The 14,897-nt window shown below is 65.4% G+C and carries 10 protein-coding genes; 7 read left to right on the top strand and 3 right to left on the bottom strand.

Annotated elements, in window-relative coordinates:
• Nucleotides 1–113: 113 nt before the first annotated feature.
• A complete protein-coding gene (locus ABD002_RS16595; RefSeq protein WP_343793084.1) occupies nucleotides 114–1,025 on the top strand; it encodes a DUF7450 family protein in 912 nt (303 codons plus the stop codon).
• Between the two features lie 129 nt (nucleotides 1,026–1,154).
• On the opposite strand, the gene ABD002_RS16590 is transcribed toward ABD002_RS16595, so the two are convergent.
• Nucleotides 1,155–1,733 (bottom strand): Fe-Mn family superoxide dismutase, encoded by a 579-nt coding sequence (locus tag ABD002_RS16590; RefSeq protein WP_343793082.1) that lies wholly within the window; start codon nucleotides 1,731–1,733, stop codon nucleotides 1,155–1,157.
• A gap of 163 nt (nucleotides 1,734–1,896) precedes the next feature.
• Here ABD002_RS16590 and grxD point away from each other — a divergent pair, with 163 nt between their 5' ends.
• The 6 genes from grxD (at nucleotide 1,897) to ppnN (ending at nucleotide 10,559) form a co-directional block, all read left to right on the top strand.
• The gene (grxD, locus tag ABD002_RS16585) at nucleotides 1,897–2,214 is read left to right on the top strand and encodes a Grx4 family monothiol glutaredoxin (RefSeq protein ID WP_343793080.1); all 318 of its coding nucleotides are present in this window, start codon (nucleotides 1,897–1,899) and stop codon (nucleotides 2,212–2,214) included.
• Nucleotides 2,215–2,217: 3 nt separating this feature from the next.
• Nucleotides 2,218–2,982 (top strand): SDR family NAD(P)-dependent oxidoreductase, encoded by a 765-nt coding sequence (locus tag ABD002_RS16580; protein ID WP_343793078.1) that lies wholly within the window; start codon nucleotides 2,218–2,220, stop codon nucleotides 2,980–2,982.
• A 58-nt stretch (nucleotides 2,983–3,040) separates the two neighbouring features.
• Nucleotides 3,041–3,637 (top strand): YhgN family NAAT transporter, encoded by a 597-nt coding sequence (locus ABD002_RS16575; RefSeq protein ID WP_343793076.1) that lies wholly within the window; start codon nucleotides 3,041–3,043, stop codon nucleotides 3,635–3,637.
• Between the two features lie 213 nt (nucleotides 3,638–3,850).
• Nucleotides 3,851–5,578, top strand: coding sequence for a bifunctional ornithine lipid synthase OlsF (gene olsF / locus ABD002_RS16570; protein ID WP_343793074.1), 1,728 nt, complete (start codon nucleotides 3,851–3,853; stop codon nucleotides 5,576–5,578).
• Between the two features lie 221 nt (nucleotides 5,579–5,799).
• The gene (locus tag ABD002_RS16565; protein ID WP_343793072.1) at nucleotides 5,800–9,015 is read left to right on the top strand and encodes a TonB-dependent receptor; all 3,216 of its coding nucleotides are present in this window, start codon (nucleotides 5,800–5,802) and stop codon (nucleotides 9,013–9,015) included.
• Between the two features lie 137 nt (nucleotides 9,016–9,152).
• Nucleotides 9,153–10,559: a nucleotide 5'-monophosphate nucleosidase PpnN gene (gene ppnN, locus ABD002_RS16560; protein ID WP_343793070.1), complete on the top strand. Its 1,407-nt coding sequence runs from the start codon at nucleotides 9,153–9,155 to the stop codon at nucleotides 10,557–10,559.
• Here ppnN and ABD002_RS16555 read toward each other — a convergent pair.
• Both ABD002_RS16555 and ABD002_RS16550 read right to left on the bottom strand, forming a co-directional pair.
• Nucleotides 10,556–11,677 carry an efflux RND transporter periplasmic adaptor subunit gene (locus ABD002_RS16555; RefSeq protein WP_343793068.1) on the bottom strand — a complete coding sequence of 374 codons (1,122 nt, stop codon included), beginning with the start codon at nucleotides 11,675–11,677 and terminating at the stop codon, nucleotides 10,556–10,558. The two genes, ppnN and ABD002_RS16555, sit on opposite strands and share 4 nt — an antisense overlap.
• A 108-nt stretch (nucleotides 11,678–11,785) precedes the next feature.
• Entirely contained in the window at nucleotides 11,786–14,893 is a 3,108-nt protein-coding gene (locus ABD002_RS16550; protein WP_343793066.1) for an efflux RND transporter permease subunit, read from the bottom strand.
• Nucleotides 14,894–14,897 lie beyond the last annotated feature (4 nt).

Genomic DNA, 14,897 nt, shown 5'->3' with positions numbered 1-14,897 from the left:
AGCCCGCCGCTGGCACGAAATTTGGGCGTCGAGTCATCGCCGCATAAGCCCGTGTAGCGCCCCTCTTGACGGGTGTACATTCGCGCCGATTGCATGTTCACCGGAGGTGTCCCATGCAAATTCGTCCCCGCGCAGTCGAGCGCATCGCGCCATCGGCTCGATTCCATTCGTGGCGAGTCCTCGCCGGCGTCATGGCCGTGGAAACCCTTATCGGTTGTACGGTCCTTCAGCCGGCTGCGACAACGCCTGTGGAATACGGCTACAAGGACGCGGAGGCCGAACTCGATCATTTCCTGTGCTACGTCATCGATCGCAACGAGACGGACGCGTTCAAGGGCGCAAAGGTGACATTGAAGGACCAGTTCCTGGACGAGCCCAAGCCGGTGGACGTCAAGGACCACGTTCTCCTCTGCAATCCGGTCGAGAAGGCGTCGTCGCTGGACGACGAGGGCAAGCCGAAGGAAGGTGAGCCGAAGAACACGCCCAGGCATCCCCTGGCGCATCTCGTCTGTTATGAGCTGGTCTACGATTTCCGCACGGCCAGGACGGTCACCAACCAGATCGACAAGGATGGGCGGAGGATCAAGGTCGTGTCCGCCTATGCGCTGTGCGCGCCATCAGGCAAGAACAAGGTCACGAAGGAAGATCCAAAGCCGAAGACTCCGGAGATTCCGCCCGAAAAGGACCTCGATCACTTCGCGTGCTATTCACCCCCGCCTCCGGAAACGAAGGAACCCCCGGGGAAGGTGGTGCATCTCAAGGATCAGTTCGTCGACGGCAATTTCAACGTGAAGTCTCCGCAGCTTTTGTGCAATCCCGTCGACAAGACGGTCAAGGGCGAAAAAGGCGAGCGTGAAATGAAGCGTCATCATCCCAACGCGCATCTCGTCTGTTATTCGGTCAGCCCAGTCAAGAAAGGACCCGTCAAGGAGCAGGCCGTGATCCACAGCCAGTTCGAGAATCCGGCCCTGCTCAAGACTGCACGTGTGGAATACCTGTGCGTGCCGTCAACGAAAAAAGCATGAGGAGACGGCGAAGTCTCGCGGCGTAGGTTGCAGGAGCGGCCCTTCGACGGGCTCGGGACAGGCTTCAGCCGCGATGCTTCTTTCGGAGCATCGCGGCTGAAGTCGCTCCTACGGGTGCAGGTGGGACGCTCAGGCCATCTGGCTGGCCGCGAACTCCCAGTTCACGAGATTCCAGAACGCCTCGACGTACTTCGGCCGCGCATTGCGGTAGTCGATGTAGTACGCGTGTTCCCAGACGTCGCAGGTCAGCAGCGGACGATCCGCGCCGGTGATCGGCGTGCCGGCGTTCGAGGTGCTGGCCAAGGCCAGGCCGCCGTCCGGACGCTGCACCAGCCAGCCCCAGCCGGAGCCGAACGTGCCGACGCTGGTCTTGGTGAATTCGTCCTTGAACTGCGCGAAGCCGCCGAACGCCTTGTTGATCGCGTCGGCGAGGCGTCCCGTCGGCTCACCGCCACCGTTCGGCTTCAGGCAGTTCCAGTAGAACGTGTGGTTCCAGATCTGCGCGGCGTTGTTGAACATGCCGCCGGAGGATTTCCTGATGATCTCCTCGAGTTTGAGGTTCTCGAACTCGGTGCCCTTGATCTGGTTGTTGAGGTTGGTGACATACGTCTGGTGGTGCTTGCCGTAGTGGTAGTCGATGGTTTCCGCGGAAATGTGCGGAGCCAGCGCGTCACGCGCCCACGGAAGCGGGGGAAGTTCGATCGCCACGGGATACTCCTTGTCGATGGGATAGGGAGGGTCTTGCAGTTTATCAGGATGCCGCGAACAGGCGCCGGCAGGAAGCGCGCGCGTCCATCGACCAAGGAGCGAACTGTTACCATGCGCGTATCCGCGCGGCATCACGCGCTCATGCTTGTACGGCAGGTCGGCAATGGACGTCATCGAACGCATCAAGGGCACTCTCGGTTCCCATCCCATCGTGCTTTTCATGAAGGGCACGCCGCAGTTTCCGATGTGCGGGTTCTCCAGCCGCACCTCGCAGGCGCTGAAGGCGGTCGGCGCGAACTTCCATTCGGTCAACGTGCTCGAGGATCCGGAAATCCGCGCGAACCTGCCGCGTTATTCGAACTGGCCGACCTTCCCGCAACTGTTCATCCATGGCGAATTGATCGGCGGCTGCGACATCACGCTCGAGTTGTACGAGTCGGGCGAGCTGGAACGCCTGGTCCAGGACGCGCAGAAGGTCTGATCGATGCTGGCGCTGGAACGTCTGGCGGACGGCGTCGCGTCGCCCGCGGCGGAATCGCTGCGCGACCGCGTCGTGCTCGTCACCGGCGCGACAGGCGGGCTCGGCCGCGCGACCGCGTTGGCCGCCGCGGCCGCAGGCGCGACCCTCGTGTTGCTCGGCCGCAAGGTGCGTGCGCTGGAAGGGGTCTACGACGAGATCGAGAAGAGCGGCGCGTTGACACCCGCTCTGTATCCGATGGATCTTGCCGGCGCGACACCGAAGGACTATGCCGATCTGGCCGCCGCAGTGATGCGCGAGTGCGGGCGGCTCGACGGTATCGTGCACGCGGCTGCACAGTTCGACACGCTGCAGCCGTTCGAGCAGCAGACGCCGGAGGAATGGAATCGCACACAGCAGGTCAACGTGACCGCGCCGTTCCTGCTGACCCAGGCCTGCCTGCCGCTGCTGCGCCGCGCGGACGACGCCGCGATCGTGTTCGTGTTCGACGACGTCGCGCGTATCGGCAACGCATTCTGGGGCGGCTATGGTGTCGCCAAGCATGCGTTGCTCGGCCTTGCCTCGATCGTGCACGAGGAAACCGAAAGCTCATCCGTGCGCACGCATGCGATCTTGCCGGGCCCGATGCGCACGGCACTGCGCCGCGCGGCGTACTATGGCGAGGACACGCTGGCCCATCCCGATCCCGCGCATGCGGCGCGAGCGATCGCTTGGTTGCTTGGCGCCGGCGCGAGCGGTGTTCGCGGCAAGGTGCTGGACTTGCGGGGATGATCGTGGCGCCGCGCGCGACGATCGCGCTGATTGAGGCGAGGGGACCATGGAAAACTCGATGAGCACGCTGTCGGCGGGCATCCTGCTGTTCCTGATCATGGATCCGCTCGGCAACATTCCTTTGTTCCTCAGCCTGTTGCGCAACGTCAGGAAGGAACGACGCCGGCTCGTGCTCGTGCGAGAGTTGCTGATCGCTCTGGTGGTGCTGTTCGCGTTCCTGTTCGGCGGTCAGTACCTGCTGCATCTGCTGCAACTCAAGCAGGAGTCGGTCAGCATCGCCGGCGGCATCGTGCTGTTCCTGATCGGCGTGCGCATGATCTTCCCGCCGCAGCACGGCATCTTCGGCGATGCCGAAGGCGAGCCGTTCATCGTGCCGATGGCGATTCCGGCGGTCGCCGGTCCATCGACGATGGCCGCGGTGATGCTGCTCGCGAACAGCAATCCGGGCCGCACCGCGGATTGGAGCGCGGCATTGTTTCTCGCCTGGTTGGCGACCGCGTTCATCCTGCTGTCGTCGACCTATCTGTTCCGCTGGCTCGGCACTAGCGTTCTGACTGCGTTGGAGCGCCTGATGGGCATGTTGCTGGTCGCGCTGTCGGTGCAGATGTTCCTCGACGGCGTCGTCGCCTACGTGAGGCTCGCTGGCGTGCATTGAGGAGCGAGGAGGCGGGAAAGTCCCCCTTCGCCGTCATTCCCGCGAAGCGCTTCTCAACGGCGAGCTGGTCAAGCGGGAATCCACGTTCGCTTTCATGCGCCTCAAAGAGGACCAATGGATTCCCGCCTTCGCGGGAATGACGAAAGATCTGTCGCCCTCCATGTCCCTGTAACACATACCCGCTACCGTGATCCCCGAACCACGGGGCACGCCATGATCAGCGTCGAACGCAGCTTCTACGAGAAATTTCCGCGCTTCGCGGACGGCAAGGCGCGCAGCTTCGCGCAGCCGGTGGTCGGCCTGTTGCGCCGGATCACCTGCGAGGAGCGCATCAACGCGATCCTCGCCGAGAGCGCGCCGCTGACCGGATTCGCGTTCGTCGAGCGCGTGCTCGATCTGTTGAAGATCAGCTACAGCGTCGCCAACACCGATCGCGAGAACATTCCGGTCGAGGGCCGGGTCGTGATCGTCGCGAACCATCCGCTCGGCGCGCTCGATGCGCTCGCGCTGATCCATCTGGTCGGCTCGGTGCGGCGCGATGTGAAGGTGCTCGCGAATGACGTGCTGATGCAGCTCGGCCCGCTCGCCCCGCTGTTGCTGCCGCTGCCGGTGTTCGGCGCCGGCAGTGCGCTCGGCGGTGCACGCGAGGCGTACCGCGCACTCGAACGCGACGAAGCGTTGATCGTGTTTCCGTCCGGCGAAGTCTCGCGCATGCGTCCGCAGGGCGTGCGCGACCTCGGCTGGTCGACCGGTTTCGCGCGGCTCGCGCTGAAGACCGCTGCGCCGGTGCTGCCGGTGCACATCGCCGCGCAGAACTCACCGATGTTCTATGGCGTCTCGATGCTTGCGAAACCGCTAGCCTCGCTGCTGCTCGCGCGCGAGATGTTCGGTGCCGTGCATGCGCGGATCGGCTTCCAGGTCGGCGAGATCGTGTCGCCGTCCGCGCTGACGCAGTCGACGATGCATCCGGAGCAGATCGCGCGGCATATGCGTCGGCATGTCTACCGGCTGGCGCGCCGCCGGCCGACCGTGTTCCCGACCTCGGCCGCGGTTGCGCATCCGGAGTCACCGCTCGGCGTGCGCCGCGCATTGCGTCAGGCCGAGGTATTGGGACAGACCAACGACGGCAAGCAGATCCTGCTGCTCGAGGCGCAAGCAGACTGCCCCGCGCTGCGTGAGATCGGGCGCCTGCGCGAACTTGCGTTCCGCAGGGTCGGCGAAGGCACCGGCGCGCGCCGTGACCTGGATCGCTACGACGCGCACTATCGTCACCTGGTGCTGTGGGACGAATCCGCGCTGGCCATCGTCGGCGCCTACCGGCTCGGCGAGGCCGCCAGCATCGTGCAGGCGCACGGCCTCGCCGGGCTCTATTCGGCGAGCCTGTTCGACTATGCCCCGGCGTCCGAGGCATTCCTTGCCGAGGCGGTCGAACTCGGCCGCAGCTTCGTGCAGCCGGCGTACTGGGGCACGCGCAGCTTGGACTACCTGTGGCAGGGCATTGGTGCCTATCTGCGCCGGCGCCCACACCTGCGCTATCTGTTTGGCCCGGTGAGCCTCAGCGCGGCGTTGCCGCTGGAAGCGCGTGAGTGGGTCGTCCATTACCACCGCCACTACTTCGGCGACGCGGACAGGCTGGCACGTGCGCGCAATCCTTTTGTCATCTCGAATGCGGTTTCGGCCGAGGCGCGGGCGGCTTGGGGCAGGCGCTCGCCGGGCGAGGGGCTGACGGTTCTGCGCCAGCGCCTCGACGCGCTGGGCGCGCAGTTGCCGACCCTTTACCGGCAGTACGCGGACCTCTGCGAGCCTGCTGGCGTGCGCTTTCTCGACTTCGGGGTCGACCCGGCATTCGGCGGCTGCATCGACGGCCTGGTTCGGCTCGATCTCGGCCAGCTGCGACCGAGCAAGCGTGCGCGCTATGTCGAGGGTGGTCGCGCGGCATGACGCGCCGCAGCATTTGATGGCGTCATGTTACGAATTCGTCATCAAACACTGTTAAACTGGGGTTAAGACTCGGGGAGAGTCTTTGCGGCTCCCCGCGTCATGACAGTCTCAGAACCACACCGCCGACAGCCGCGAGCGCGCTGCAGGAAGGAACCTGGGCGCGCCGGCATGGCGGTTTTTGTGTCCGAAATCCTCATGATGCTGAAAAGGGGCAAGCAGCAATGAACAAACAACTCCGCATGCGACTTCTGCCGTGGGTCATCGGCTCGCTTTTCGCGGCCTCGGCGGCGTTCGCACAGAACACCTCGTCGTCGCTGAGCGGTCGCATCGTCGATGCAAGTGGCCATCCGGTCGCCGGCGCCACGGTCGAGATCGTGCACGTGCCGTCGGGTACGTCGCGCACTGTCGTCACCGACGCGAACGGACGTTATGCAGCGCAGGGTCTGCGCGTCGGCGGTCCGTTCGAGGTCAAGGCCTCGGGTGAGCATGGCGACAAGGCCGACCAGCCGGACGTGTACCTGAAGCTCGCCGAGGAAACCACGCTGAACTTGACTGTCGCGGGAGCAGCGGCGACTGCGACCGAACTGGCCGGCATCACGGTCACCGCGGCCGCGCCGGGCGCGGTGTTCCAGGCAGACAACAAGGGCCTGAGCACCAACGTTTCCAAGCGCGAGCTCAAGCTGCTGCCGAATCCGGGTCGTTCGATCCAGGACATCGCGCGCCTCGACCCGAACATCAACCTGACCAACAAGGGTCGCGGCGAGATCTCCGCGCTCGGCCAGAACAGTCGCTACAACAACATCACCATCGACGGCGTCGCGACCAACGACTCGTTCGGCCTCGAGCCGAACGGCCTGCCCTCGCTGAACCAGCCGCTGTCGTTCGACGCGATCGAGGAATACAACCTCTCGACAGCGAACTTCGACGTGACCAACAAGCGTGCGGTCGGCGCGAACATCAACATCGTCACCAAGTCCGGTACCAACGAGTTCCACGGCGACGCGTACTACGCGTACACGAACGCGAAGGACCTGACCAGCGACGAGCCGGCCGAATTCAAGGGCTACAACGCCAAGAAAACCTTCGGTGTGACCGTCGGCGGTCCGATCATCAAGGACACGCTGTTCTTCTTCCTGAGCTACGAGGATTCGAAGACGATTGCGCCGACGCCGGACTATGGTCCGCTCGGCTCGGGGCGCGGCAACGAGGTCAACATCAGCCAGGCTGACCTGAACCGCATCATCGGCATCGCCAAGGGCTATGGCATGACGCCCGGCGATCTCAACGCCGCGAACGCGAACCTGGACAGCAAGCTCTATCTCGGCAAGATCGACTGGAACATCACCGAAGGCCATCGCGCGAGCTTCCGCTACAACAAGACCAAGAGCACGCAGCCGATCCTCGGCGGCTTCAACACCAGCACGCTTTCCCTGTCGAGCTACTGGTACACGCAGTCGCGCAATCTCGAAAGCTACGTGCTGAACCTGTACGACGACTGGAACGACACGTTCTCCACGGAAAGCTCGTTCTCGTACTCCAAGTACGATGCGACGCCGACCACGCTGGCCAAGCAGCCGCAGGTGCAGGTGCGCCTCGGACCGAACAACTCCGGCACCGTCGTCAATCTCGGCGAGGAGCAGTTCCGCCACTACAACGTGCTGAGCGTGAAGTCGCTGTCCGGCTTCTTCGCCGGCAACTGGTTCCTCGGCGACCACACGGTCAAGGCCGGCGCCGATTTCCAGCGCGACGAGTACTACAACCTGTTCGGCCGCACCGAGTTTGGCGCGTACAACTTCGCCAGCATCGACGACTTCGCTGCCGGCAAGTACTCGAGCTACAGCCTTTACCAGCCAACCAATGGCGACATCAACAGCATCGCGGCGAATCTGCGTCTCGACCAGTGGGGCCTGTTCGTGCAGGACACCTGGCAGGTCACGCCGCAGTTCTCGCTGCAGTACGGCCTGCGCTGGGATCTTCCCAAGACGCCGGATCGTCCGCGCTACAACGCGTCGTTCAATAACGCCTTCGGCTACACGAATCAGGGCACGGTCGACGGCAACGGTGTGTTCGAGCCGCGCGCCTCGTTCAACTATTCGTTCGACACCGACCTCAAAACCCAGCTGCGCGGCGGCATCGGCCTGACCGAAGGTGTGACGCCGGGTGTATGGCAGGCCAATCCGTTCACCAACAACGGCCTGACGCTGCGCACCTATTCCGCCGGCAACGGTTGCTGCTTCAATCCGAACCCGTTCACCCAGAAGCCGCCGAGCGGCGTCGGCGGCAATCCGCAGCAGACCGTCGACACGGTCGATCCGAACCTCAACCTGCCGACCGCGCTGAAGATCAGCCTCGGTTTCGATCGCGAACTGCCGTGGTGGGGTGTGGTCGCGACCGCGGAGTTCGCGCACGTCGGCGTGCGTGATGCGATCCGCTACGAGGCGATCAATCTCGGCCCGGGCCATGGCCTCCTGCCGGACGGACGCATCAACTACTGGGGCAGCACCGATCCCTCGCTATGGATCGGCAACAACGGCAAGCCGGTCGGCGCCAACGATCCGACCAACTACCGCAACAACCAGCGTTATCAGTCGAATCCGGCATTCGGCGCTGCGTCGACTTACCTGACCAACACCGGCAAGGGCGCGGCGAACTACCTTACCCTGTCGCTGCAGAAATCGTACTCGGATACCTGGTTCGGCATGACCTCGCTGACCTTCGGCCGCTCGACCGAGGTCAATCCCGGCACCTCCAGCCAGGCGTTCAGCAACTACAGCAACACCTCGTCGTACAACCCGAATGACAATGTCGCGCGTCGTTCGAACTACGACATCAAGGCACGCCTGCTCTCCACACTGACCTGGCAGCACCGGTTCTTCGGCGACTACGTGTCGAGCATTTCCGGTGTCTACAACGGCTACACCGGTCAACCCTACACCTGGACGTTCGCCAACGATGCGAACGGCGACGGCATTCGCGGCAACGATGTGTTCTATGTGCCGGCGGGTCCGAATGATGTGCTGTTCACGAACCCAACGTCGCAGGCGCAGAAGGACCAGTTCTTCGCGTTCATCAACGGCAACAACTACCTGAGGAACCACCGCGGCGGCGTTGTTTCCCGCAATGGCGCGACCTCGCCGTGGATCAACCAGATCGACCTGAGCTTCCGCCAGGAAGTACCGGGCCTGTTCGCCGGCAACAAGGGTGAGATCCGTTTCGACCTCTTCAACGTCGGCAACATGCTGAACAAGAAGTGGGGGCAGATCTACAACCCGAACTTCCCGTTCACCCGCTCGCTCGCGAACTTCGCGGGCGTGGACAAAGCGACCGGCAAGTACATCTACAACCTGACCAGCCCGGACAGTTACGCGTATTCCAAGCAGGACGACCAGGCCCAGTCGCGCTGGTCCGTGCTGGTCACGCTGCGCTACACGTTCTGAGGATTCCCGTCGTCGTATCGCAAACGGCCGGCCTTGTGCCGGCCGTTTGCTTTTTGCGGGAGCACACTTGACCCCCGCGGCCGGGTTTGGCATTGCTAGCACTCCGCATGCCGCGGACGCATTACCAAGGAACTCGAATGGAGCAGACGACGACCCGATCCGCCACCGTCAACGCGCGCATCTCGCCAGCAGCCTCCGGGCTCGACGTGCTGTCGCGCCGCGAGGTCGCACGCCTGCGTGATGCCGGCGCCGGCGGTCTGCACGAACTGCTGCGCCGCTGCGCGCTGGCCGTGCTGACCCAGGGCAGCTTGAGCGACGACGCGCGCGCGCTGCTCGACCGCTACACGGACTTCGACATCCAGATCCTGCAGCAGGATCGCGGCGTCAAGCTGGAGCTCAAGAATGCGCCAGCCGATGCGTTCGTCGACGGCCACATGATCCGCGGCGTCAACGAGCTGCTGTTCGCGGTCGTGCGCGACATCGTCTATGTCGCCACGCAGATCGAGGCGGAGCGCTTCGACCTTTCCGATTCGGCCGGCATGACGAGCCTGGTGTTCGAGATCCTGCGCAACGCGCGCGTGCTGCGACCGAACGTCGACCCTAACCTCGTCGTCTGCTGGGGTGGCCACTCGATCGGGCGCGCCGAGTACGACTACACCAAGCGCGTCGGCTACGAACTCGGCCTGCGCGCGCTCGATATCTGCACAGGCTGCGGACCGGGCGCGATGAAGGGGCCGATGAAAGGCGCGACGATCGCGCACGCGAAGGAGCGTCGCCGCAGCAACCGTTACATCGGCATCACTGAGCCCGGCATCATCGCCGCGGAGTCGCCGAATCCGATCGTCAACAACCTCGTGATCATGCCGGACATCGAGAAGCGCCTCGAGGCGTTCGTTCGCATCGGGCACGCGATCATCGTGTTCCCCGGCGGCGTCGGCACCGCCGAGGAGATCCTCTACCTGCTCGGCATCCTGCTGCATCCGGCGAACGCGAACATCCCGTTCCCGCTGATCTTCACCGGCCCGCGCGAATCGGCCGCGTATTTCGAGCAGATCGACCGCTTCCTGCGCCTCGCACTCGGTGACGAAGCGGCAAAGCGCTACACGATCATCGTCGACGACCCGCGCGAGGTCGCGCGTCATGTGCGCAAGGGCATCGAGCGCGTGCGCCTGTCCCGCCTGGAAAACCAGGACGCGTTCTTCTTCAACTGGGCATTGCAGATCGAGCGTGAATTCCAGGTTCCGTTCAAGCCGACCCACGAGGCGATGGCCGCATTGAACCTGCAACGCGACCAGCTGCCGCACCGGCTTGCGGCAGACCTGCGCCGCGCGTTCTCCGGCATCGTCGCCGGCAACGTCAAGGAGGAGGGCATGCGCGCGATCGAGAAGGATGGCCCGTTCGAGATCGACGGCGACCGCGGCATCATGCAGGCGCTCGACGCGCTGCTCGCGAGCTTCGTCGCGCAGCAGCGCATGAAGCTGCCGGGTTCGCGCTACGTGCCGTGCTACCGGATCCACTCGGGCAACGGAGCGGTGTCACCCTAGCCGGGCGGTTTCGCCGCGGTCGACGTGGCGCCCGCGGCGACTGCGGCGCGCGCGGCGACCTGCACCTTCTGGCCGGACGTGAGGCGCTCCGCGCCGCGCACGACAACCAGGTCGCCGGCGCCGAGCGCGCCCTCGACGGCGGTGAGTTCGCCATCGCTCGCGCCGGGGCGCACGCTGATGCGTTCGCTGCTGCCGTCACCGCCGACCCGCACGATGTAGCTGCCGTCCGCGCGTACGACCAGTGCGTCGCGCGGCACGGCCAGTGTCTCGACGACATCGCGCTCCGGCAGCGCAACCTCGATCGCGCTGCCGACGAGCGCTGCGGCCGCGGTCAGCGTCAGGCGCAGTTCGAATTGCCGCGAGCGCTCCTCGCCGACCGGCACGACCGCGCGCACGCGCGCCTTCGCGGTACCGCTGGCGGAGCGCGTCGCAAGCTCCATGTCCGGGTGCACCATCGCGGCCAGTGCAAGCGGTGCCTGCACGCGCGCCTCCAGATGCGTGATGTCGACCAGATGCGCGATCGCGGCGCCCGTCGCCACGAACTCGCCACGCTGCGCAAGGCGCTCGCTGACGACACCAGGAAATGGTGCGCGAAGTTCCGTCTGGTCAAGGTCGTATTCCGCGGACCGCACGCGCACTTCGGCCTGGCGCAGCTGCGCGGCGAACTGCGTGACCTGGGCGCGCGCCTCGTCGACCTGGTTTGCGGCGATGCTGCGGCTCGCCGCGAGCTTTTCGAGGCGCTCGCTCTGGCGCTCCGCGAGTTCGCGCTGCGCCTTGATCCGCGCGACTTCGCTGCGAGCGTCTTCGAGATGCAGACGGATCGCCTGGTCCTCGAGCTTGGCGACGCGGTCGCCCTTGTTCAGGCGCGTGCCGACCTCGGCGACGAATTCGACGCGGCCCGCTGCGCTGGTCGCGAGCTTGGCGTCGTCGCGGCTGACCACGCTACCGGGTACCCAGCGTTGCGGTGCGATGCGCGCGAGCTGCGCCTTGGCGACCTCGACGATCGGTACCGGCGGCGGCGTTTGCGCATGTGCCGCAATCGCTGGCGACAGCGCGATGATGCAGCCGGCCAGCGCGTATCGACCCGCCCAGCCGTTCGTGCTGAGGTATCGAGGCACGAGCGGCCTCGAAGACTCCAGGTATGCGCGGTTCGCCCGTCGATACCTCACGGCGAACGGGAACTTCTTCGACATGGCTGATTGCATCGTGGGCTCCATCATCCTTTATCACGCGACGCGCGCGATCGTCGCGCGCTCGTGCACGGGTTCCGTTGGGGCGGCTTGTTGCGCGGTTCGCCGCGTGGTCAGCCGCATCAGGCTCGGCAGCAGCAGCAGCGAGAACACCATCGCAACGATCACGCCACCGACATTGACGGCAGCGAGGCCGCGATAGATCACGCTGCCAGGACCCGGATTCACCGCCATCGGCAGCGCGCCGAGCGCGCCGGTCAGCGTACTGGCGAGGATCGCGCGCAGTCGCTGGTTCAGCGCGAGCCGGATCGATTCCTCGAGGTCGTGGCCGTGGTTCTGCGCGTCGCGCGTGCGGTCGACCAGCAGGATCGCGTGGTTGACGATCACGCCGACCATCATGATGAAACCGATCATCGTCAGCAGATCGAGCGGCTGGAACGCGACCACGCCGAGCACGCGCAGGCCGAGCACGCCACCGACCAGCGCGACCGGCACGGTCAGCACCACGACCAGCGCATCGCGCAGCGAGCGGAACATCGCCGCCATCAGCATGAACAGCACGAGCAGCGCGAGCACGAAGTTCTTCGCCATCGTTTTCACGGTCGCCTGCAGGCGGTCCGCGCTGCCGGCGAGGCGGATGTTCGCGTCCGGCGGCAGCTTCGCTTTCAGCGCGGGCACGACCTCGTTCTGGATCGTGGCGAGCGCGTCCTCGAGCGAGAGCGTCTGCGGCGGATCCATCGTCAAGGTGACCGTGCGCCGGTGGTCGAGGCGGCGGATCTGGTTCGGACCGAGCGTGGTTTCCAGCGTGATCACGTCGCCCAGCGGGATGACCTGGCCGGATGGCGTCACCAAGGGCGCTTCGGCCAACTGCTCCGGGGTCTCGCGGCGATCCGCGCGCAGAATGATCGGCAAGCGCGTCTGCCCGTCGAAGTATTCGCCGAGCCAGGCGCCGTCGCCGAGCGCACGCACGATCGTGCCGAGCGAGGCGCGATCCCAGCCGGCTTCGGCGATGCGGCGGTCGTTCGGGATCGCATGCAGTTCGAGCGTGGTCTGGTCGGTGTTCGGGTTCGCCTGCACGTTCGCGCCGGGGAATTTCTGCTCGAGCAGCTTGCGGCCATCCTCGGCGACGCGGTTCAGGGTATCGGCATCGTCGCTCTGCAGATGGATCGCGACCGAGCGAGCGGAACCGCCGACGCCGCCGAACAGTTCGCCTTCGGTGGCGAATGCGCGCGTGTCCGGGAAGCCGACCGTGATCTCGTCGCGCATGATGCGCTCGAGGTCGCCGATGCGCTTCTCGTCGACCACGCGTGCGCCGATCGTGCCGCCACCCGGCCACAGCCAGATGTAGTAGTTCTTGAGCTTCGGTTGCTTCTCGCCCTTCATGTACGGCTGCAGGCGCTCGATCAGTTTGCCGCCGATCTCGCGGTTGACCGCCTCCGGGCTCATGCCCGGAGGGAAGGTGAAGAACGCGTCGATCGCGGCGCGCTTGACCGGCGGCAGGTAGTCGAGCTTGGGCAGGAAGTACCAACTCGCCGCGAGCGGCAGCACGAGCAGGCCGAACACCCAGCCGAGCTGCTTGGGACGCGTGTCGGTCCAGCGCAGGATGCGTTCGGTCAGCGCCGGCCAACCGTCGCCATAGCCGGATTTGAGCTTCTTCGCCTTGAGCCAGCCACCGGCCGCGGCCGGCAGCACGGTGATCGCGACCACGATCGACAGCGCGACCGCGATCGAGATCGTCAGCGCGAGGTCGGAGAAGATCTGGCCTTCGACATCGCGCAGGAACAGCACCGGCAGGAACACCGCGATCGTCGTGATGGTCGAGGCGACCAGCGCCGGCACGACCTGCTGCGTGCCTTCGCGGGCGGCCTCGATCGGCGTCATGCCGGCTTCCTTGAGGCGGATGATGTTGCCGGAGACGACGATCGCGCCCTCGACGACCATGCCGACCGCAAACGCGAGGCCGGCCAGCGAGATCACGTTGAGGCTGCGCCCGCCGAGATCGAGCGCGCCGAACGTCGCCAGCAGGCAGACCGGAATGGCGCTCGCGATCAGCAGGGTCGCGCGCCAGTCGCGCATGAACCACCACACGCAGAACAGAGCGAGCAGCGCGCCGACGATCAGGTTTTCACTGAGCAGGTTCACCGCGCGATGGATGAACAGCGCCGAGTCGAAGCTCTGCTCGATGCCGAGTCCGCGCGACTTCAACGGCCCGGCGCGCAACTCGTCGACGACCTTCTTGACCTGCTCCAGCGTGCCGAGCACGTTCGCGCCTGGTGCGCGCAGCACCTGCAGGCCGATCGCCGGATTGCCGTTCTGGTAGACGAAGAACTGCTGCTCGGGCGGCTTCAGCTCGATCGTCGCGACGTCGCCAAGCTTGATCGGCCGGCCGTTGCGCCAGGCGAGCACGAGTCCGCCGAGGTCGTCGGGCTTGTAGCGGCCGGTGAAGCGCAACGCGTACTGGCGGCGGCCGACCTCGACCTGGCCGCCGGACACGTCGTTTGCGCTCGCAGCCTTCTGGGCGATGTCCGGGATCGCGATGCCCATCGCGGCGGCCTTGGCGAGGTCGACGGTGATGCGCACGTCGTTCGGAGGGCCCGCATTGACGTTGACCGAGGCAACGCCCGGCACTGCTTCGATGCGCGGCTTGATCACGTCCTCGATATAGCGTCGATAGTTCTCGATCGGCCCTTGCGTGCCGGGCAGCAGCTGCACGAAGAACCACGACAGCGAATCATTCGAGTCGTTGCCACCGCCGCCGATCTGGATGACCGGCCGATCCGCATCCTGCGGCAGCGGGCGGATGCGGTTCATGCGCCCGATCACGTCGACCAGCGCCGATTTCATGTCGGTGCCGATCGAGAAGGTCAGGTTGATGAAGCTGCCGCCGTTGTTCGCGTTGCCCTCGATCTCCTCGACGTTGGGCAGGCCCTGCAGCACCTGTTCCTGCGGTTCGAGCAGCTGCGCCTCGGCTTCCTCGGGCGAGGCAGCGCGCCAGCCGGTGAAGATCGTGATGTTCGGCCGGTTGATGTCCGGGAACAGCTGCAGCGGCAGCTTGGCGAGGCTCAGCGCGCCGAACAGGCAGATCAGCAGGACCGTGACCACGACTGCGATCGGGTTGCGGATGGACGCATTGATCAGACGCATGACA

It is taken from the genome of Dokdonella soli (assembly GCF_039523175.1).
Taxonomy (GTDB): Bacteria; Pseudomonadota; Gammaproteobacteria; order Xanthomonadales; family Rhodanobacteraceae; genus Dokdonella_A; species Dokdonella_A soli.
Note: the sequence above shows the minus strand (reverse complement) of the source record. Positions and strands in the feature narration are given on the sequence as shown.

What these genes read in the sequence shown, in the direction of transcription:
- ABD002_RS16595 (WP_343793084.1), top strand. Translation starts at nt 114, where the DNA reads ATGCAAATTCGTCCCCGCGCAGTCGAGCGCATCGCGCCATCGGCTCGA.
- grxD (WP_343793080.1), top strand. Translation starts at nt 1,897, where the DNA reads ATGGACGTCATCGAACGCATCAAGGGCACTCTCGGTTCCCATCCCATC.
- ABD002_RS16580 (WP_343793078.1), top strand. Translation starts at nt 2,218, where the DNA reads ATGCTGGCGCTGGAACGTCTGGCGGACGGCGTCGCGTCGCCCGCGGCG.
- ABD002_RS16575 (WP_343793076.1), top strand. Translation starts at nt 3,041, where the DNA reads ATGAGCACGCTGTCGGCGGGCATCCTGCTGTTCCTGATCATGGATCCG.
- olsF (WP_343793074.1), top strand. Translation starts at nt 3,851, where the DNA reads ATGATCAGCGTCGAACGCAGCTTCTACGAGAAATTTCCGCGCTTCGCG.
- ABD002_RS16565 (WP_343793072.1), top strand. Translation starts at nt 5,800, where the DNA reads ATGAACAAACAACTCCGCATGCGACTTCTGCCGTGGGTCATCGGCTCG.
- ppnN (WP_343793070.1), top strand. Translation starts at nt 9,153, where the DNA reads ATGGAGCAGACGACGACCCGATCCGCCACCGTCAACGCGCGCATCTCG.
- ABD002_RS16550 (WP_343793066.1), bottom strand. Translation starts at nt 14,893, where the DNA reads ATGCGTCTGATCAATGCGTCCATCCGCAACCCGATCGCAGTCGTGGTC.